General features: G+C 36.0%; 14 protein-coding genes and 1 riboswitch. Of the genes, 3 read left to right on the forward strand and 11 right to left on the reverse strand.

The genetic code is table 11. The annotated features are described in order from the left end of the window. Positions 1–97: 97 nt before the first annotated feature. From BTHG_RS15510 to BTHG_RS15520, 3 genes are all read right to left on the reverse strand, one after another. The gene (locus BTHG_RS15510; protein ID WP_010677651.1) at positions 98–1423 is read right to left on the reverse strand and encodes a TrkH family potassium uptake protein; all 1326 of its coding nucleotides are present in this window, start codon (positions 1421–1423) and stop codon (positions 98–100) included. A 33-nt stretch (positions 1424–1456) separates the two neighbouring features. Then, positions 1457–2110, reverse strand: coding sequence for a potassium channel family protein (locus tag BTHG_RS15515; RefSeq protein WP_010677652.1), 654 nt, complete (start codon positions 2108–2110; stop codon positions 1457–1459). Between the two features lie 90 nt (positions 2111–2200). Further along, positions 2201–2348, reverse strand: a riboswitch (cyclic di-AMP (ydaO/yuaA leader). A 129-nt stretch (positions 2349–2477) separates the two neighbouring features. Then, complete coding sequence (locus tag BTHG_RS15520; protein ID WP_010677653.1) at positions 2478–2678, reverse strand: glycine zipper domain-containing protein; 201 nt, start codon at positions 2676–2678, stop codon at positions 2478–2480. 524 nt (positions 2679–3202) lie between these two features. On the opposite strand from BTHG_RS15520, the gene BTHG_RS15525 reads away from it, so the two are divergent. Beyond that, positions 3203–5143: an endonuclease MutS2 gene (locus BTHG_RS15525; protein WP_010677654.1), complete on the forward strand. Its 1941-nt coding sequence runs from the start codon at positions 3203–3205 to the stop codon at positions 5141–5143. Positions 5144–5288: 145 nt separating this feature from the next. Next, a complete protein-coding gene (locus tag BTHG_RS25920) occupies positions 5289–6056 on the forward strand; it encodes an SGNH/GDSL hydrolase family protein (protein WP_083849151.1) in 768 nt (255 codons plus the stop codon). An 845-nt stretch (positions 6057–6901) separates the two neighbouring features. Here BTHG_RS25920 and BTHG_RS15535 read toward each other — a convergent pair. From BTHG_RS15535 to BTHG_RS15565, 7 genes are all read right to left on the reverse strand, one after another. After that, positions 6902–9136, reverse strand: coding sequence for an alpha-galactosidase (locus BTHG_RS15535; protein WP_010677656.1), 2235 nt, complete (start codon positions 9134–9136; stop codon positions 6902–6904). Between the two features lie 83 nt (positions 9137–9219). Further along, positions 9220–12282 carry a glycoside hydrolase family 2 TIM barrel-domain containing protein gene (locus tag BTHG_RS15540; protein ID WP_010677657.1) on the reverse strand — a complete coding sequence of 1021 codons (3063 nt, stop codon included), beginning with the start codon at positions 12280–12282 and terminating at the stop codon, positions 9220–9222. 43 nt (positions 12283–12325) lie between these two features. Continuing rightward, positions 12326–13150: a carbohydrate ABC transporter permease gene (locus BTHG_RS15545; RefSeq protein ID WP_010677658.1), complete on the reverse strand. Its 825-nt coding sequence runs from the start codon at positions 13148–13150 to the stop codon at positions 12326–12328. Then, positions 13143–14045: a carbohydrate ABC transporter permease gene (locus tag BTHG_RS15550; protein ID WP_026021843.1), complete on the reverse strand. Its 903-nt coding sequence runs from the start codon at positions 14043–14045 to the stop codon at positions 13143–13145. Before BTHG_RS15550 ends, BTHG_RS15545 begins: the two co-directional genes overlap by 8 nt. A gap of 152 nt (positions 14046–14197) precedes the next feature. Continuing rightward, on the reverse strand, positions 14198–15484 hold the full coding sequence (locus BTHG_RS15555; RefSeq protein WP_010677660.1) for an ABC transporter substrate-binding protein: 1287 nt from the start codon (positions 15482–15484) through the stop codon (positions 14198–14200). Between the two features lie 176 nt (positions 15485–15660). Beyond that, positions 15661–17424, reverse strand: a complete 1764-nt coding sequence (locus BTHG_RS15560; RefSeq protein ID WP_010677661.1) for a cache domain-containing sensor histidine kinase — start codon at positions 17422–17424, stop codon at positions 15661–15663. 14 nt (positions 17425–17438) lie between these two features. Then, the gene (locus BTHG_RS15565) at positions 17439–18986 is read right to left on the reverse strand and encodes a response regulator transcription factor (RefSeq protein ID WP_010677662.1); all 1548 of its coding nucleotides are present in this window, start codon (positions 18984–18986) and stop codon (positions 17439–17441) included. Between the two features lie 427 nt (positions 18987–19413). Between BTHG_RS15565 and BTHG_RS15570 the strand changes: the two genes are divergently transcribed. After that, positions 19414–20139, forward strand: coding sequence for a CAP domain-containing protein (locus BTHG_RS15570; RefSeq protein WP_010677663.1), 726 nt, complete (start codon positions 19414–19416; stop codon positions 20137–20139). A 244-nt stretch (positions 20140–20383) separates the two neighbouring features. On the opposite strand, the gene BTHG_RS25140 is transcribed toward BTHG_RS15570, so the two are convergent. After that, positions 20384–21877, reverse strand: a complete 1494-nt coding sequence (locus BTHG_RS25140; protein WP_010677664.1) for a PAS domain-containing sensor histidine kinase — start codon at positions 21875–21877, stop codon at positions 20384–20386. Positions 21878–21935: the final 58 nt, after the last annotated feature.

Here is a 21935-nt window from a genome sequence, read left to right on the forward strand (position 1 = left end):
TGTCCCAACGTCCCTTAACAGTCAATAGAAAAGAGGGATGTCTTCAAAAGCCATGTTTCCACGACTTTTCGGACATCCCCTCTTATGCAAAAGTTTATTAACCAGTTAAAATTTCCTCTTTTGGATATTTTATTTTATCCACTTTAGGTTTCGCTAAAGAAAAAGCAAGAGTAAGTGGACCAACTTTTCCAAAGAACATCATAAAAATGATAACTACTTTTCCTACAAAAGACAATGAATAAGTTAATCCCATCGACAATCCAACAGTACCAAAAGCAGATACTACTTCAAATAGGGAAACTACAAATGGTGCGTCCTCAGAAATACTTAATATAAACACAGCTACTATCACAAACAAAAGACTCATAGTCGAAATTGCTAAAGCTTTTAATACAATAGCTCCAGGTAATGTCCTGTTGTACAGGACGACATCTTGTTTTCCTTTTAGAAATGACAGAGTTCCATACAAGATAACGAGAAAAGTCGTTAATTTGATTCCACCACCTGTTGAAGCACTACCCGCTCCGATAAACATTAAAATGACCATTAAAAAGGAAGTAGATTCGTTTATACCTGCTATATCTAATGTGTTAAATCCTGCCGTTCTTGTAACCACCCCTTGAAAATAGGCTGACCACAATTTATCTGACAATGAAGGTAAACCTGCTAATGTTTTAGGGTTATGATACTCCAATACAAACACTAGAAATACTGCAACTAGGTTAATAATAAATGTACCAATTATCATCAGTTTGGAATGTAGACTTAGCTTTTTAAAGCTTTTATTATGCCAAACGTCCATCAATACAGTAAATCCAATGCCACCGGTTATAAATAGTATAGTAATCCCAATATTCACGATGGGATCCCCTACATATCCCATTAAATTATCTGACCATAAGGCGAAACCAGCATTATTAAATGCAGATATAGAGTGAAAAAAGCTAAAATATAACCCTTTCCCCCATCCATATTCAGGAACCCATTTAATGGCTAAAATTAGCAAGCCGATGAATTCAATGGATATTGAAAAGATGAACAGGTTTTTAACAAGTTTAATTACTCCACCAATTGAAGACTGGTTTAAGGATTGCTGAATAACGATTCGTTCTTTCAAACCAATCTTTTTACCGAGCATCATATAGATGAGAACCGCAAAAGACATGATTCCTAATCCACCAATTTGGATTAATGATACAATTACTATCTCCCCAAATGTAGTAAATACTATCGGTGTATCCACTACAACGAGTCCCGTTACAGTCATTGCAGAGGTTACGGTAAATAAAGCATCAATCCAACTAATTGAGGTTGTAGTTGCAATCGGCAGCTTTAACAATATTGTCCCAACAATGATAAAAAACAAAAAGATAAAGATTAGTAGTTGATAAGGCGATAGTTTTATTGGTTTTTTACATTTCATAGATTATCACACCAATTCTATAAATCATGTAATCTACAATCCTTTTTCTTCAAAACGTTGAATATCTAAATTACTTCCCATCACAACCAATGTATCACCTTGATAAAGGATATCATCGGGATGCGGAGAAATGTTAATCTCTTCTCCTCTTCTAATCGCCAATACTGTACAACCATATTTAGCACGAATGTCTAATTGGATGATTGATTTATAGCCTATTTTTTCAGTTGCTTTTACTTCGACAATACTGTAATCTTTGGACAACTCAATAAAATCAATAATATTTTCAGAATGAAGTTGGTGCGCCACCCTTATCCCCATATCTTGTTCCGGATGTATCACCCGGTCAGCTCCAATTTTTTCAAGAATCTTTTGGTGGTAGGCATTTTGTGCTTTTACCCAAACCTTAATCCCCATCTCCTTGAGTAATAAGGTACAGTGGATACTCGATTGCATATCCTCTCCGATAGCGACAATCGCAAGATCAAAGTTTCTTATCCCCAATGATTTCAGAGAATTTTCATCCGTTGCATTTGCAACGACTGCTGTTGTTGAATCATTTACCATACTGTTTACCCTGTCTTCGTTACTATCAATTGCTAATACTTCATTACCCAACATGGTTAATTCCCTACATATTGCACTTCCAAACCGACCTAATCCAATAACAACAAATGTCTTCTTCAACCAACTTCTCCTCTTTTCCTTCCATAACACCAACAAAAAAAGACCATCACAAATAGAATGGTCTTAGGTTAAACCTTTGACCTTTCTCTCGATATGGATGACTAACGCTTACGAGGTTAGCTGTCGGATTAGGAATTGAGAGTATCCCTTCTTACAAAAGTAAGATTCACCCCAAGGATAGATAACCTATCCAAAAAATGGTTTCCCCGTTCAAAAATTGATTCAGCGAATAAAAGGTGTTCGGATTATTTTTTTGAATTAATAATGAGAATTTACTCCTGTTTTATTTCATTGTCAATGAAAATTTTTAACCTAAAAAGACCCCCTTAAGGGAGTCTTTTTGCAACAAAATTAAGTATGGGTAGAACTACTGCTTTTTTTCTCGGTCCATCGTTTCATCGGCACCTTCGCCCACCTTATTGCCCAAGGCACCTCCGGCAACTGCTCCTGCAACTGTACCAAGTGGACCTAATACCGATCCAACTACTGCGCCAGCAGTGGCACCAGCACCTGTTCCTAGTGCCTCACCAGCATTGATATCATCGCGATTTCGTTTGTTGTCAGCCAATTATTCCACCTCCTCTTTAGGGAAATGCTTTTTTACCCTCACTTCCCTCAAAGGATAGTTTGCTCAAAGTCATTGCTTAATTATCACGTGTTTCTTTCCTCATTTCCCCAATTAGCACATTCACAGCAAATAACTTGAACTTGACAACTAAAACAAACATAGGATATAAAGGTAGTGTAGTAAAAAAATGCCTTATATAAAGGGGTATGAGTTTATGTTATCGGTGGTTCTTAACTAATCCATAATTGGATAGCTGGAAGAAGCAAAAACGTAGCAATTGCTATGTTTATTTCACTGTGGCTTCTTTTGGAAAGTTAAGAACACGCATCATAGCTATGAAAAATAGATCTGCTATGGCATGTTTGTCATGGTTTTTTTGTGCTCAAAAACCAACAAAACCATTTCATGCCAACGGTCTATCTTCTGCCGTCATGAGCGCTTAGTTCATGACGGCTTTTTTGTATTCGGCCCGTGAACAAGTCCTCATGAACTAAATTTCCACATATAAAAAGGAGGACTTACCATTGAATACTCAAACAATGGAAGCATTAGGATATTATCAAATTTTGAATGAGATTTCACAATTCGCAAAAACAAACAGAGGAAAAGAAACCCTTCTTTCTCTAAGGCCAACCCAAAACAAAAAGAAAATTGAACATTCGTTACATGAAATTACAGAAGCAATGAACATCCTTGCAATCAGTGGGAGTATCCCGATTCACTCTTTGGACCAAATCGGACAATACATCGACCAAGCCAAAAAAGGCATGGCTCTAAAAGTAGACCAATTTACTCGGATTGTCTCTTTCCTGGACCATTGTCAAAAACTCAAGCAATTTATGAAAGATAAGGAATATGCAGGTCCAACTGTAAGCCTGTATGCTGCATCAATTGGTGATGTATCAGAACTAGAAACAGAAATTAGCCGTTGTTTACGAAATGGCCATGTCGATGATTATGCATCAAGCGACCTTAACTATTTGCGACGACATCTCGCCACCGGGCAAGAAAAATTAAAGGAGAAAGCACAGTCGCTAGTAAGAAGTGGAAGAATTGCTCCTTACCTGCAAGATACAAACATTTCAGAACGATCTGGTCGTTATGTTCTTGCTGTAAAAAAAGAATATAGGAAGAAGATCCAAGGAACTGTTTTAGATACATCAGCTTCTGGCTCTACACTTTTTATAGAACCTGTTGAGCTTAGCACGCTCCAGGAGGAAATTGAACTCATTAAAATTGCGGAAGAAACTGAGGTAGAGCGGATTTTATATGAGCTAACCCAGCTGTTTCTTTCACATGAACAGGTTATTCAGATTGCTGTTGAGACCATGCACCATTATGATGTTCTTTTCGCCAAAGCGAACTACAGTCGAAAAATTCATGCTACTATCCCAACAATAAACGAAGAATTTCAGATTCATCTTAAGGAAGCGCGTCATCCGATGCTTGGAAACAATGCCATTCCGCTCACGATTCCTATTGGAGATAAAGAACGGGCACTTGTCATTACTGGCCCAAACACCGGCGGAAAAACAGTTACATTAAAAACGGTTGGACTTCTAACATTGATGGCGCAATCCGGTCTCCCTATTCCGGCAAAAAAAGGTAGTGAAATTGCTATCTTTCAACATATCTTTGTTGATATTGGGGATGGACAAAGTATCGAGCAGAACTTAAGTACGTTTAGCTCCCGAATGGTCAATATCATTGAAATTTTACAAATGACAAACGATTCATCACTCGTATTAATTGATGAACTAGGTTCTGGTACTGATCCTAGGGAAGGAATGGCCCTCGCCATAGTTATTTTGGAGCAACTTTATGAAAAAGGCGCCACTTTATTTGCGACTACCCATTATAGTGAAATGAAAAAGTTCGCTGATGAAACGGAAGGTTTTTTAAATGGCTCTATGGAGTTTGATATTCAAACATTACAACCGACATACAGATTATTACTCGGTAAAAGTGGTCAAAGTCAAGCGTTTGATATAGCAGCAAAACTAGGGATGCACCCTACTCTGCTCGAACGTGCTCATCAAAAAGCGTATCAAGAGGAAAAGGACTATCATCAAAACATTACACAGGAAACCTTACAATCACCTTCCTATCAAAAGCAAGTCATTGTAAATAAGTATGCACATAGTAACGTAGGAAAAAGTAAACAAGAACTACCTGCATCAAAGGTAACCATTTTCAACCAAGGAGACAACGTCCTTATCCTTGCAACCGGTGAAACTGGAATTGTTTATAAAGGACCCAACGATTATGGTGATTATATTGTACAATTAAAAGGAGAGAAAAGAACGTTCAACTATAAGAGAATAGAGTTGAAAATATCGGCTGCGGATCTCTACCCACCCGATTATGACTTTGACATTATATTTAAAAGTAAAGAATACCGAAAAATAAAAAAAGACATGAACCGCAAATTTGTGGATGGCAAATGGCTAGAAGATGACGAGTAAAAGTAGAAGTTTATTTTCCTCCACGAAAAGATTCGTTTACTGGTAGTGATGATGGGACGCGGTACCTGTCCCCGCGTCACTACTGTAGTAATTTCGCAGCATTCGTAAATAGTAATAGTATAGCCAACTAGAGAAGGAGACTTAAATGAGGATGTGGAAAAGTATTCGCCTATTTTATTTTGTACCCATATTCATCTGTGTGTTGATAGTTATTGTAGGTAATGGAAATGTTGAACTGTTTCCCTTTCAACAGACAAGTAAAGCAGCTGATTTGGAATCAAAAGAGACTTCAATCATTCAAAAACTTCATAGCCATCAACCTGTAACGATTGTTGCCTACGGTGATTCAATTACATGGGGATATGAACGTGATGCGACAAGTGGGAAAATAAAGCAAGTGAAAAATCCATATCCAAAAGTCCTTGAAAAAGAGCTCAGAAAAAAGTTCGGCTATCGTCAGATAAAGGTTATCAATAATGGTCATCCTGGGTGGACTTCAATTCAGGCCATAGAAAATGTTAAAAAAGAAGTTCTTAGATATAAGCCGGATTTAGTCATTTTGATGTTTGGCATAAATGATGCTAGAGGACATAACAAATATAGTCCAAACGCGCTCCCCGTCCCAGTTGACCATTACCGTGAAAATAATCATCAATTACTACAAATGATGAAGGAAAAAGGAATTGAAGTAGTCCTTATCTCGGCAACAACCGTTACAAGTAAAAAAAATAACGCAAATAAAACGCAGGTACACTATACAAATGCCATCCAATTCTTAGCCCAAGAAGAAAATGTCCATTATGTTAACGGCACAGAGATTCCGATTAAGGGGAATCTAAGTGACGGAATACATTTTAAAGCCGATCATTATAGACTTATTGCAGAAAAATTAATGGTGGATGTTTTTGATTGATATTGGTTTTTAGAAATTATAATAAGCGAAAACAAAGGACTTATCAAAGGAGACTGTAGTGTGATTTGACTGGTTTACTTATGAGGTGTAAAAAGGTAAAGCGGAGAACAAATCAAAGATCAAACTGTATAACTTCAGAGTATATTTCACTGTCAAAAGGCTAAGAGATTCAAATACCTCTATGTCTTTTCGGTGTTTTTCACGAAACCACACGCAAGCCTACAACTTCATTAGTTGCTAAAGCGGGTTGATAAATAAGCGGAGAAATTTCTACTATTTAGAAAAAAACACTAAAATTAACTTAAATAGACGGAGAGATTCCGACTATTGACTCCAAAGTAGGGTAAAAAGGCAATTTTTCTTTGGTTAATCGGAAAATCTCCGTTTATATCCCCCGACCCGAGCTCTATTTTGCAGTTTAACAGGAAAATGTTCAGTTATTTTGAATATCACTCGATAGTAATGCGTTGAGGGGACCTTCGCTGATGCTCATCAACGAGGTATATCTTCTCAACTTCACTAATCATAAAGGTGTCTATGTGCAGAATTTAGCCAATTGAAATTAAATCCAACAAATCTTCGTGATCCCAACATAATTCACGTATTAAATCGTAAAAAATCCTCACAGCCTCCAAAAATTCTTTCAAATCTTGTGATTTACGATGTGGATTAGGAAAAAGCCAGCTATTTAACCCCCTCCAAAATGTTGATAAACCAATAAAAAACGCACTTTGAATTAGATTGTGAATTCAAAGTGCGTTTTGCTATATGTTAAATATATGTTTGCACGTTTAAAGTAAACCCGTCAAGTGCAATTCCTACAGTCTTTTTGATCCATACAACAGCTACATATTCGCCCTGGCTTTCAAGTAGTAAACTGTTGATTGATAATCTCCTCCTCGTTGTGCCATGTGTTGATTTGAACCATTAAATTCAGTTGGTAGGGTAGCACCGTGATACATTAATTCATCGCCATAAAAAGCTCCCCCAATGTTTTCTAATTCATATAAGTTGTTTGGGTTTAACCCCTTTAGTTTAAGAACTTGTTGTTTCTTTGGATTTGGAGTTGCGAGTACTTTATACCAACCCACTAAGGCTTCTGACTTGTCCTTAGAAACAATCATCCACGCTGTTTCATTGTTTTCAAAGGGACTTAATAGGCGATAAAAATCCCCATCTCGTACAAGTTTTCGATGCCTTTTATAGAATTTAACCTGCTCTTTAATGATTTTTCTTTCATCGTCACTTAACTCAAGTGGATTCAGCTCGTATCCGAACGTCCCAAAATAGGCAGTATTGGCCCTTGTATCAATTGATGTAGAACGCCTTGTTTGATGGTTCGGTGCAGCAGAGACATGAGAACCCATACTATAGATTGGATACACAAGTGAAGTCCCGTACTGGATTTTTAATCGTTCAACTGGATCTGTGTCATCACTTGTCCATGCTTGTGGCGCGTAATAAAACATACCAGGGTCAAACCTGCCACCCCCACCGGCGCAGGATTCAATTAATACCTCAGGAAATTCATTTGTTAATCTTTCATATAAAGCGTACACACCAAGGATATAACGATGGAAGAATTCTCCTTGTTGTTCAAGTCCCAGTGCCGCCGAATAAGCATCAGTGATATTACGGTTCATATCCCATTTAATATAGCTTAGCCGTGTATTTCTAATGATGCCTGCCATTTTCTCATAAATGTACTCTATTACATCATTATTGGAGAAGTCCAATACAAGCTGATTACGGCCAAATGTTAGATGCTCTCCTTGTCTACCTACTACCCATTCAGGATGAGCATTAAATAGTTCACTACTCGGACTTATCATTTCAGGCTCAAACCATAATCCAAATTTCATCCCAATAGTATTCAACTTTTGTGCAAGTGAGGGTAAACCATTCGGTAATTTCACTTCGTTTTCAAACCAATCTCCAAGCGAAGAAGTATCATCGTTTCGTTTCCCAAACCAACCATCATCTAATACAAACAACTCTATACCAAGTTCCTTTGCACTTTCAGCAATATTAACTAGCATTTCTTCGTTAAAATCAAAATAAGTTGCTTCCCAATTGTTGATCAAAATTGGCCGATCATTTGTTTTCCATGGATCTCGGATTAACTGATTTCGGTATAAATCATGGAAGGTTTGACTCATTCCATTTAACCCCTCATGAGAATATACCATTACGACTTCGGGAGCTTGGAAACTTTCATCAGATGCTAACTTCCACTTAAACTGATGTGGGTGAATCCCCATCATTACTCTCATCATTTGATAATGATCGACCTCAACCTGAGCTAAAAAATTACTACTATAGATAAAATTAAACCCATATACTTCATTCATATGCTCTGTTGTATCGTTTCTTTTCAGCGCGATAAATGGATTATGATGATGCGAACTTGCTCCACGTATACTTGCAATAGAGTGAGTTCCTTCAACCAATTTACGTTCTTTTATATGTCTTTCTCTTGACCAAGTTCCAGATAAGTGCACCATTGAAAAATCGCTATCTGGAAAGTCGATAGAGGAGCTCATTATCTTTTTAATATACAGGTCATGTAAACCTGTATTTTTTAAAGCTACACTTCTTGTGATAACAGGAAAGTGATGAAAGATGGCATATGATAGAAATAATTCAGTATCTGTTGTTTCATCAAATAACCTAATCATTAAAGTTGTTGCCTCATTTTCATTCGCATAGGTAGCAGGTAAGCCTTCTAGTTTTGGTTTTCCTCGTAAAATTTTATAATCCTTGTATGTATATTGATTTCCCATTCTACCGTCACTTGTTTCAAGTTCGATCGCAGCATCACGGAAGTCACCTTTCCCATAAACAGGAAATTCTTGGCGAGTTGTTTCTAATGAAAAAGCAGGATCATCTTGGAAGTAGTGACAACTAGCTGGTGTAGGAACGTCATCCTTTTGAAGATGTGAGAAATCGTCACGATGGTTGATAGCCTTTCCAAAGTATAAATGGCCAAGGCTTCCATTCTTAAGCACATGAAATATATAACTAATCTTTCCGTTCGTTAAATGAAATTGATTAGATTGTTCGTTAACAAATATATGCATACATCTATCCCTCCAAAGCTTGCTCATCTTCAATAAATACAAGGAAAGAGCCTGAGGTTTTATTCAAGCTCTTTCCTATCACATTATTGTTTTATTGGTTGTATCATAAATTCAAATTCCATGTCTTCATTTGCCTTCAAAGTATGTTCTGGATAAACTGGTGCTCCCCAGCTGTCATCACCACCAACACCCATTTGTTTGCCCGCTACTGTTACAACAGTATAGTGCACATTCGGCAGTTCATAATGATGTGCCGCATTTTCTAATTCAAAGGCAGTATATGGTGAAAAATTACATTCTACTGGACGAGATGTAGAAGAAATTTTGATACCGTGCCCGTCACTATTTGAAAGAGTTACCCAGCGTACGCCAGTGCGATTTCCAGACTCTTGAGGTTTTACATATCCAGATAAATTGTCTGCCACCTTATTGGTAAATACTCCAAGTCTTGCCCCAGCTGTGCGATCTGAATAATTCTCGTCAGGTCCCATTGCGTACCACTCTAATTGGTCGTAATCCGCAGAAACTTTGAATGATACTGCAAAAATTGGCATTTGTGGAAGACCGTCAGCACCATGATAGATTGATTTAACGCGTACACTTCCATCCGCTAATACTGTAAAAGTATTCTTAACTTCGATTTCTGAGTGAATTGAAAACTTATAGATAAAAGTAACCTCAATTTTATCTTTGTATTCTTCTACATCTAATAAAACAGATTGACGTGCTAGGCTTGCTGCATACCAACACCCTGATGTATAACCTTGGGAAAACCCTCTATCATTATCGGTAGTCGCTCTCCAAAATAGTGGAAGTAGTGGAGCCTCAATCATCTCTCTGCCTCCATATTTCATTGAAATTAGACTTCCAGCCTTTCTACAAAACATGATTGTAAAATCGGTACCATGGACACCCACGTTTTGAGTACCGTATGCTACTCTTAGATTTCCACTAGGAATCTGAGAAACTTGTTTTTTCTCCTCAAACACATATTGGCCAAAGGCAATTTCATAACCAGCTTCCGCCCAAAGCTTCTCTTCTCTTACTTTCATTGATGCATGGATGACATATTCACCAGCTTCATTTAGTAACTCAGTCGGCCATTTATATTCAACACGACCTTGACTTTGCGGCAGGATAACCACTTGCTCCTGATTCCGATACAATTCTTTTCCTTCTAAGAATAGAATGTATTCCAAATCATAGTCAGATGTAGCCTCAAATAGACTTTCATTTTTAATGGTGACCCCATTCTTATCAACATTAAGTTTAATATTTTGATATAAAAATTTTACTTCCTGCATCTTTGGTGACAGCTCTCGATTGGAATAGACAATTCCATTCGTACAGAAACCATAATCTGTAGGACGATCTCCAAAATCTCCTCCGTATGCCAGGAACTCGTTACCATAACGATCTTTCTTTATAAGAGATTGATCAATATAATCCCAAATAAATCCACCTTGATACATCAGATATTTATTTTCAAGAGCCGTATATTTTTCCATCCCCCCGAGAGAATTCCCCATCGCATGCATATACTCACAGCTTATATAAGGCTTTTCCGGGTTATCATTCAAATATTTCTCAATGTCTGCTGGCTTTGCATACATACGACTTTCCATATCACTACTATCGTTATAATCACGATTATGGAATACACCTTCATAGTGCACAAGTCGGCTTGGATCAACAGACTTGAAATAACGGGTAACATTTTGGATTACCTCACCTGCATAAGACTCATTACCACAAGACCAAATTAATATGGATGGATGATTTTTATCTCTTTGAACCATTGAAACTGCTCGATCTAGGACAATATCATTCCATTCAGGTTTGTTTCCTGGTATATTCCATGAAGGTTCAACGGCCCCCATCTTTTGCCACGATCCATGTGTTTCCAAGTTCATTTCATCAATCACATAGATACCATATTCGTCACATAACTCGTACCAATAACTTTGATTTGGATAATGAGAAGTACGAACCGCATTTATGTTATGTTGTTTTAGTGTTTTAATATCCCACAGCATATCTTCTTTTGTAATTGCACGGCCTCTACGATGGTTGAATTCATGACGATTTACGCCTTTGAATACAATTCTTTCACCATTTAGGCGCATGATTTTATCAACAAGCTCGAACTTTCGGAATCCTACCTTTTGTGGAATTGCCTCAACGAGTGCCCCCGATGCGTTATAGATTTGGAGATAGAGTGTATATAGATATGGGTTTTCCGCACTCCATAGTTTTGGAGCATCCACTTCCATCGATACTGAATTATTTTCACCAGAAAGGTCTCTACTCTTTTTTGTAACTAGGTTTCCGTTATTATCACACAGCTCAGCTATTAATTTGGAACCAACAGGAATGTTTGGTAGAAGCTTTACATCTACTTTAAGCTCTCCATTCCTATAGGTTGAGTCAAGATCCGTATGAATGTGGATATCCTGTGCATGAATCTCAGGTACAGTATATAGATATACATCCCTAAAAATCCCTGAAAATCTCCAAAAGTCTTGGTCTTCAAGCCAACTACCAGTACTTCTTTGGAATACCTCAACCGCAAGTTTATTATCTCCTTCTGTTAAAAATGGAGTTAATTCAAATTCAGCTGGTGTGAAGCTATCTTCACTGTAGCCAACAAATTCACCATTTAACCAAACAAAGAAAGCTGACTCAACACCTTGAAATGATAAATAAACAGGCTTATTTTCCATGTTCTTAGGTACCTCAAAATACTTCACATAACTGCCAACTGGATTCACATCTTTCGGTATTTCTGGTGGACGTACATCGCTATGCCCATCCCATGGATAGATTGTATTCACATATTGTGGAGTTCCATATCCTTGCAACTGAATATGTCCTGGAACTACGATATCATCCCAAGCAGAGCATTCAAAATCAAGTTCATAAAAACGCTCTGGTCTTGAGTCTGGATTAATTGAATAAGTAAATTTCCAATTTCCGTTCAAATCATGACGCATGTTCATTGCTAAAGCTTTTTTTGCTTCTGCCATTGTTTCATAATACACATGATCAGAATGTGCAGGAATCCTATTAACTGCAAACACATTTAAATCAGTAAGCCAATCTATAGATGGAACTTGCACTTGTTTTGTTTCTTTAGTTTTGGTCATACTCGTATTCTCCCTTTCTAATTATCTACTAAACGTAGGTTATTTATTTTACTGACCCCATCATTCCTGCTACGAAATGCTTTTGAAGCAAGAAGAAGATGAGTGCTGTAGGTAAAGTTGCAATCACAATTGTTGTCATAATAATTCCGAAGTCAGGCGAATGACTAGAACCAAGGTTTGATATGAGTAATGGAATTGTATGATTTTCAGGAGACTGTAGAACAACAAGTGGCCACAAATAATTATTCCAGCTTGCCATGAATGTAATAATGGCAGCTGCGGCATATGTTGTTTTCATCGTAGGTACATAAATACGGAAGAAAACACCAATCTCTGTTAAACCATCCATTCTTCCCGCTTCAAGTAGCTCTCTCGGAAACATCTTTGTATTTTGTCTAAAGAAAAAAATGAGAAAAGCGGTTGTAATACTTGGTAACATTGCGGATGTTAATGTATCAATACCAATCCCCGGTGCAATTTGAGAGATTGTCCCAAACATTCGAAATAGCGGTATCATTAGTGCAGCAAAAGGAATCATCATCGAAAGAAGCAATATATTAAATACAACATCCTTTGCCTTACTTCTGTATATTTCGAAACCGTAACCAGCAAGAGATGCGATAATTAAAGAAAGTAGGGTAGTAGCAATGGATATAATTGCTGAGTTTGTTAACGCTGGAACAAGGTCTACCGAATTTAAAAGGTTCTGGAAGTTTTCAAACAAATGAGTTCCAGGCAATAATCTTCCTTTTGTCACATCCACAGATTTATTCGTTGCACTTACAATCATCCATAAAAATGGAAAGATAGAAACAATTGTAAAGATTGATAGAATGATATAAACGAAGACTCGTTTAATTTTATGCATTTTTATCACCTGCTACCTTAAACTGAATGATAGAAAAGAAGACGATCATAATCACAATTGCATATGAGACAGTCGCAGCATAACCGAAGTCAGGAGTATATTTGAATGATAGATTATAAATATACTGAGAAATGGTTAACGTCGAATTTCCTGGCCCACCCTTTGTTATATTCATTACTTCATCAAACAACTGAAGCGTTCCGATAGTTGATGTGATAGATGTAAATAAAATAATGGGCTTTAGCATTGGAATGGTAATTTTAAAGAATTGTTGAAATGCATTTGCACCATCCATTTTAGCTGCTTCGTAAATGGAGTTATCCACGTTTTGAAGAGCAGATAAATAGAAAATCATATTGTATCCTGTCCAACGCCATGTTATTGCAATAATAATGGTTACTTTTGCCCAAAAAGGATCCGTTAGCCATTGAATGGGCTCTGATATGAATGAAAAATTGATAAGCATTTTGTTAATGATGCCGTCTGTACCAAATAAATATTTGAATACAACAGAATACGCTACAAGAGATGTAATACAAGGTAAAAAGATTGCTGTTCGGAAAAATCCTTTTAGCTTCAATTTCTTATCATTTAACATAACAGATATAAGCAAGGCCAAAATAATCATGATAGGTACCTGGATGATAAGATATATGACCGTATTTTTCACTGCCGTTATAAATGTCGGGTCAGTAAATAACCTTAGGTAATTATCGAATCCGATGAATTGTAAATTTGTTCCAGCACCTGATTGAAAAGAAAGGATGAGCGCTTGAACCATTGGGTAGAAATAAAATACACATATCATGACCGTTGCTATGGAAATAAAGGACCAGCCGATTAGTCCACTTTTTAAGCGAAATTTATTATATTGTTTTCTTGGTTTCGGCTGAATAGTCTGCTTCGTAGCTGCTGGTATCAACTTTTTCAACCCCCTACATTTCAGTATAAGAATAGCCTCGGAAGAGCCCACCACACGCATTCTATTACTTAGTTATCCCGTGAAGAGAGCTGGCCAGTTCCGAGGCTTATTTACTTTTAAAATGATTATTTGATTTGAGTTTCCGCTTGTTGTTGTGCTTCTTCTAATACTTTATCTAAATCTTGACCATCAAGGTAATTCTGCATGGCAACAACTAAAATATCCTCAATCGCATATGTGTGCATACCATAGTTAACTTGTGGTATTTCTTCAGCCCATTTAGAAAAATCAGAGATAATTGACTGACCACCAAAGTATTCATCTTCTGTTTTATATGCTTCTCCCTCTGCTGCTGGGATATAAGTACCGATTGCACCAATCTCAGTAACTAACTTCTGATATAAATCTACATTAGAACCAAAAGTCTTTGTTAGGAAATCTACTGCTTTTTCTTTACCAGGAACATCTAATACGTACCAAGATGCGCCCCCTAAGTTTGAAGCATTTACTGATTCCATACCTGGAAGACTAGGATGAGGCACAACCGCCCATTTTCCTGATTGTGAAGCTTCAGCCTTTATTGAAGGGGTTATCCAGTTACCAGTAGTAACTGTTGCAACTTCTCCACCATTAAATGTTGCTAAGAACTGATTCCAGTCTGAGTGGAAATTCATTAAATCATTATCTACAAGTTCCTTATAAATTTCAAATGATAGTTTAAGAGCTTCATTATCAGCTAAATCAGGTGTAGTACCATCTTCCTTCACATACCACTTCCCAGCAGACTGAATCATCGTGCGAAGAATTCCTAAATCATTTGGGTCGTTAGTCAGTAATCTTTTACCTGTTGCTTCTTTTACTTTCTTTCCAATTTCAATATATTCTTTCCAGTCGATGTTTTGTAAATCTTCAACTGTATAGCCTGCTTCTGCCAAATAATCCGTTCTTACGTATAATCCAGTTACTCCCGTATCAAATGGAAGACCGTAGTTTTCATTATCTACACTAGTAGCTTCCACTTTGTACTGAACAAAATCCTCTGTATTATAAGAACCAGTAAGTGGATGGAACATGTCAGGATAGGCTTGTAGGAAACTTTTTGCTCGGTAATCTTCAATTAACACAATATTTGGTAATCCCTTTGTAGTACCAGAACTTAAGCTAGTATTTAGTTTTTGAACAATGTCATCTTGAGCATTTTCAATAACGTTAACTTTCAGGTCTGGATTCTCAGATGCATAAGCTTCTTTTGCTAATTCTAATGCTTTAATGTTAAAATTTGGATCCCATGCCCAAACAGTAATCTCATTCGTATCTGAGTTCTCCTTTGACTCAGTGCCATTTGATGACCCCGAAGAACAAGCAGCCAACAAAAGCATACTTACCATTAATAGAGCCAATACTTTTTTCATCTTAATACCCCCTAAGATTATCTTTTTTTGTAAGCGTTATCTTTCTTACAATTACTATGGTATCATCACTTAGAGAGTAGCAGTTAGGACAATATTTTTGTAAATTTGTGATATTTTTGTCTATTGAATACGCTTCCATTTATTAACTTGTATTATTTTTAGATTCTGGCATTTTTTTAGTTTTTTTGGATTGGAAGTGTTATGCGGATTTTTGTCCCTTCACCTATCGTGCTTGAGATTGTAACGCCATAGTTGTCACCATATATCAGTTGGATACGTTCATTGACATTTCGAACACCTATACCACTAAACATTTCTCTTTTTCGTTTTGTACCTGGAAGTTTGTTATCTGCTGTTGCTTCCATTCCATCACCATTATCAAGTACCTCACAAATAAGAGTAGCTCCGTCTTTCCAAATGAGTACATTCACCGTACCACCACTCTTTTTATTAAAACCATGAAAAAAGGAGTTTTCAATAAAAGGCTGTAAAATTAGTTTAGGTATTAGAATTTCACTACACTCAGGCTCAATGAAATAATTTACTCTAATTCTTTCACCATACCGTTTTTGATTAATTAAAACATAGCTTTTTAAATTGTCTATTTCTTGTCTCACCGTTATGGTTTCACTAATATTGCCTATCGTATTTTGCAATAAGGATATCAACGCATTAACCATTTCAGTTGCCTCGTCTTTCCCACCTTGCTGGACCATAAATTTAATTGAAGTTAGCGTATTATATAAGAAATGTGGATTAATCTGTTGTTGCAGTGCTGCTAATTCAGCATTACGTTTCTGCTTTTGACTCAATACGAGTTTATTCACATATTCATGTAACTCATCAAGCATAGAGTTAAAAGCTTGACCAATTTGTCTTGTTTCGTACGTTCCCGTAACTGGTATATAATGATCAAAGTCATTTTTCGGCGTATTTTCAATTTGTTTAACGAGATTTGACAACGAATTTGTTAACTTCCTCGAAGCAAAGAATACAATAATAATGGCTAAAAAAATAAATAGTATGCATATTAGAACAATTGATTTTTTATCTATCATATTTTCAAATGTTGCTTTTTTATCAATTAAATTAACCATATACAAATTAAAGGTAGGTAGATATTCAGCCATGATAATATGATCCTTACCCTTAAAATCCGTTTCCAAATAATCTAGCTTTTGCTCCTCTAATTGGCTTACATATCCCAGGAGCTCCTCTTCTTTATTCCCGATAAAGTCATTACGATTACTCGAAATAATCGTACCAGACCGATCCATAACTAACACATCATTACCTAAGCTCGTATAGCTACTATAGAACTTTTTGAAATTCTTCTCTTGAATCGTAAAATACATCACTCCATAAATATAGTGAGAAGTTCGTTCCATAAAGGTCTTTGAAGCGATAATAACCCAATCTTCCTGTCCACCATCCTTTTGTTTTTCAAGATGAAATAACATTTTTTTAGGTTCTTGAAGTGTATTGGTTGTAATGAAGTGTTTTTTTAATTCTTTGTCTGTTTTGACCCATGAAGGTCTATCTGTTGCATAACTGACACCGTTCAACCCATAAATCATAATACCAACATCATATGCTTCTACACTTGTTTTAATCGTGTTCAATTGTTTTTTTAAATCAAAATAATATCTACCCAACATGGCATTTGAGTGCTCTCCAGTGAGAAAACTTTTAATCGTTCCGTTTTGCATTAGGCTATTTGAAGCGATAACAATGGAGTATTGAAATGTACCTAAGCTCTCATTTATCTGATCCATTACCTTACTATTGTTAAAACTAAACTTATCAATAAAAAACTTCTCTGACATACGGATTGTGGTCCAGGTAATAAGTACGGAAATTGTAACGATGATGACTATCGTAATAAGAAACATTTTATAAAATAGGCTATTATGTTTAAATCGTTTAGGTATTAATCTCATGTAGATCCCATCTCTTATCTTCTAGTGTGTTTTCTTCTAAATTTACTAGGTGACATTCCATGTATTTTTTTAAATACTTTACAAAAATAGCTATGATCCGAATACCCTACCATCCCACTAATTTCTGAAATTGGCGTTGAATCCTTAAGTAGGAAATGTGACGCTTTCTCAATTCGAACCTTATTCAAGTACTCTATGAATCCTTCTTTATTATGTGTTGAAAAAAAGGTAGACAAATAGGAAGGATTGAAATGGAAATGCTCTGCTACATCTGCAAGGCTTAGTTGATCTGAATAATGGTCATCAATATATTGAAGGAGTTTCTTCATATTTAAATTATTAGGTTGATTTTTCTCAGAGTATAAGCACTTTTGCACTTGCTCAATGAATTTATTAAGATAGTCAATTGTCTCGTAGGATGAATTTGCCTCGTTAATTGATTTAAAATACTCATACTTTGAACTTTCAATTTCAGCAACGTCGTATTCCATGTTATTTAGAAGGACGGTAATGTGAAAAATCATATTTTCAAAGAATGATTTAAATTCGAATACATCGGTTGTATAACATTTAGAAAATAGATATACATGATCCTGTAAATATCTGAAAGCTTCTTGAAAGCGACTGTGCTTCAGTTCAGTTGTAAACCATTCTATATTAAAGTCTTCTATATTGGGTATTTCTACTTGTAAATCTTGTTCCCTTAAAAGTGGGATGTTAGGAAAATAAAATCTATACTGGATTAATTTTTTTACCTTTTCATGATATATACGTCCTATTTGATTTAAATTAGAGAATTGTTCACTTAGGACAAAGCCTGAATCAATATGGGTTTCTGCTACCTTTTTTGCGAAGTCAATTACCTCTTGTGACTTGTCTTTATTTACATTTAAAATGAACACGGTTTCATTTTTATCAAAAGAAATAGTCTCATATGTTGCTTGAGCTATACTGGATTTATACTTTTGTATAATATTATCTTGAACTTGGATATGATCTCCTCTAGGAATATTCCAATTAAAAACCACACCTAATAAACAGAAACTGTCATAGGGGAACACTTTGGATAGTTGTTTTTCATCAATATCCGCTTCAAAACCTGAGAGTAACTTTTCAATTATATAATTTACAGACAATTGACCCTGTTGCTTTTTCTCAATTGAATCTGTAGTTGTAATTCTACTAACCGCTTTATTTAGAACTTCTAAGATCGCATTTGCATCAAGCTTTGGCTTTAATATGTAATCAACAACTCCATTTTGAAAAGTAGACCGAACGTAGTCAAATTCTCCAAAACTACTTAGTACAATGATTTCGATTTCGGGATATTTTGATTTAACGATTCTTGTTAATTCTTCTCCATCCATAATAGGCATGACAATATCAGTTATCACAATATCTGGTTGGTTTCGTTCAATTATTTCAAGTGCTTCCTTTCCATTAGAAGCTTCTCCCACAATTTGATAACCCTCTTGCTCCCAATTAAGATAATGTTTAATCCCTTGTCTTATTAGAATTTCATCATCTACAATAACAATTTTAATTAATTCTTTTGTTGCCATTTGATCACCTCAAAAGTAAATCATTTTTACAAATATTCATACATTTATTATACACATGAAAACTAGTATTTCGCATATATTCTATGAAGGAAAAAGCAACTACCAAATGAGTTTCTAAAATTGGTCTTGTCACGCTAGTTAATCCTAAGTTACATTTGTCATTTAATAGTAAATTTCGTCATATACCACCATCCATCTCAAACCTGTCAATAGGCATATCCATGTATTTTTTACCTAAACTGACAAAAAAGGACAATGATAGAGAACAAAATTTCTACGTCAAATCTATTCATTTTCGACCATTGCTATAAGTTAAATGGTAGAATAGTTCCGAGTTTACGGTAGCAGGAAAAGTCTTCCTCTAATATTACAAAACTCTCATGCTATGATGTTGTTGTATCTAACGCATACACAAGGAGGACTAGATATGAAGAAAACAGTACTATCTTTAGTAGTCGCAGGGGCACTATTAGTTACAGGACCATTAGCTAGCTCCGCGGAGCAATTAAGTGGCTCTAATAATGTTTATGAAGGTCGTTACGTTGTGTCTGTCAACAACTCTACGAACTGGAATGATCTCATTCAAAACGTACTTAAAAAATACTATTCCGGATACTATCAAACTCAGCCAAAAGTGGAAGTACCTTCACAACCTGTTGAGGAACCAACACAACCAAAGGCTGAAGAAACTGTTAAGGAAAACCCTGTTGCTCAGCAACCTGCGCAGCAGCAACCCGCAGAGAAAACGAATGAAACTTCAAATCAGGCTTCTTATTCGTTAAGTCAGTTTGAGCAAGAAGTTGTGAAATTAACGAATAATGAACGTGCGAAATATGGCTTACAGCCACTAAAGATTGATTTAAAATTAAGTGAAGTTGCGAGAACAAAATCATCTGATATGAAGAATAATGGGTATTTTTCTCACACAAGTCCAACCTATGGATCACCATTTGATATGATGAAGCAATTTGGTATTCAATACCGTGCAGCTGGTGAAAATATTGCAAAGGGCCAACGTTCACCACAAGAGGTTGTAAATGCTTGGATGAACAGCGAAGGTCATCGTAAAAATATTTTAAGCTCCAACTTTACTCATATTGGTGTAGGTCATGTAGATGGTAATTATTGGACACAAATGTTTATTGGAAAATAAGCAATAGTAAAGAGCTTTGTCATTTCACTTCGTTCGGCGCATAAAGGTACTTGATAATCGAGTGCTTCAACGTTACCAAACGAATAGAAGCAGGGAATCCTTGTGGTTCCCTGCTTCTTTCTTAGTTAGTGGACAGTTTTTCACTTTGATACGATTTACTGAATGATAGTTTTTTATTAGTTGATGAAGAATGTTTTTACATCATTATATAAAATGATGGGGCACGAAATTTGCCCCAGTTTCCCTAAATTGGTAGTCTGATTTTTACGGTTGTTCCTTGGTTTTCTATACTTTCGAAGGTGATCGTTCCTTTGTGTTCTTTTATAATTCGAAAACATAGCATGAGACCTAGGCCAGTTCCCTTTTCTTTGTTGCTATAGAAAGGTTCTCCTAGTCTTTTGATGCGTTCTTCGCTTATTCCTACCCCGTTATCCATTACCTGAATGAGTAATTGTCTATTATCCTCTGTATAAGCAGAAATTTTTAGTATACCTTTTTTGTATGCATCGGTGGCTTCAATACTGTTTTTACAAAGGTTCAATAAGACTTGTTTGATTTGATTCGCGTCACACATCACTAGAGGAATATCCCAATCAATTTCGGTGGTGATTTCAACATTTTTTAGATACGCTTCTGATTTCATCAAGGCTTCAATCTCATTTAGCAAAGAAGAGATACTTACTGGCTTAAGTTGAGCTTCCTGTGGCTTTGCAAGAGAAAGAAATTCCTTTATGATTTCTTCAACTCGGTTTAACTCTGAAAGAACAACATCAAAGAATTCGTCATTCCTTGCACCTTGCTGAAATAGTTGTATGAATCCTTTAATTGAGGTGAGGGGATTTCGTATTTCATGCGCAACGCCTGCAGCTAACTCCCCAACTAATGATAACTTCTCAGATTTCCATAAAAGCTCTTCTGCTTTTCTTTTCTCCGTAATATCTTTTCCTACAACCATAATGTGCTCAACTTCACCGTAGTCACCCAGTACAGGTGTAGCCGTACAGTCGAATAATTTATAACCATCTTCGGAGTGTAAAAGGCGAAACTCAACCCGAATAGGTGACTTCGTTTTATTCACCTCTTCAAACCCATTGATTACCAGGGAAAGATCATTTGGATGTATCAGATGTAATGTGTTTTGGCTCAGAAAATATTCAGGAGGATAGCCTAAAACAGATACATGAGATGGTGATGCATAAATACAATTTCCATGACTATCAAATAAAATGATTAAATCGGTCATGTTTTCAGCTATCAAGCGGTATTTATTTTCACTTTCAAGTAAAGCTTTTTCAGCATTTTTTCTATCGGTAATATCCATACATGAACCAATTACCTCAATTGTTTCCCCATTTTGAATAATAGGTCGTAACGCTGCAAAATAATGGATTCCATTTAGCTCATCTTCATAGGTAACATGATCTTCCCCATTCCATGCCCGTTGGTAAAATAAAAGCTTTCGTTTTGCGTTCTGTTCGGGAAGAAAATCAATTAGCTGTTTTCCTACTACATGACCTGGAGTCAAATCCAAGCGATATAGTAACTCGCCATCACATAAATTGTGAATAAACTGTCCATTTATGCTTTTAAATTTGAAAACCATTCCTTGCTGCAAGCGAATCGTTTCATTTAATTCCTTTCGGTCAATACGCACTAATTCTTCAGAACACAAACATTCATTTAGAGCATTTGAAGGATGGATATGTTTGACTTTTTCTGTAAAAGTATCTTGTTTCATGTGAAAACTTTCCTTTCATTTGAAGTAGAAAAGTAGAGATTTAATCTTTCAAGAAAAG

This window comes from Bacillus timonensis, assembly GCF_000285535.1.
GTDB lineage: Bacteria > Bacillota > Bacilli > Bacillales > Bacillaceae_L > Ferdinandcohnia > Ferdinandcohnia timonensis.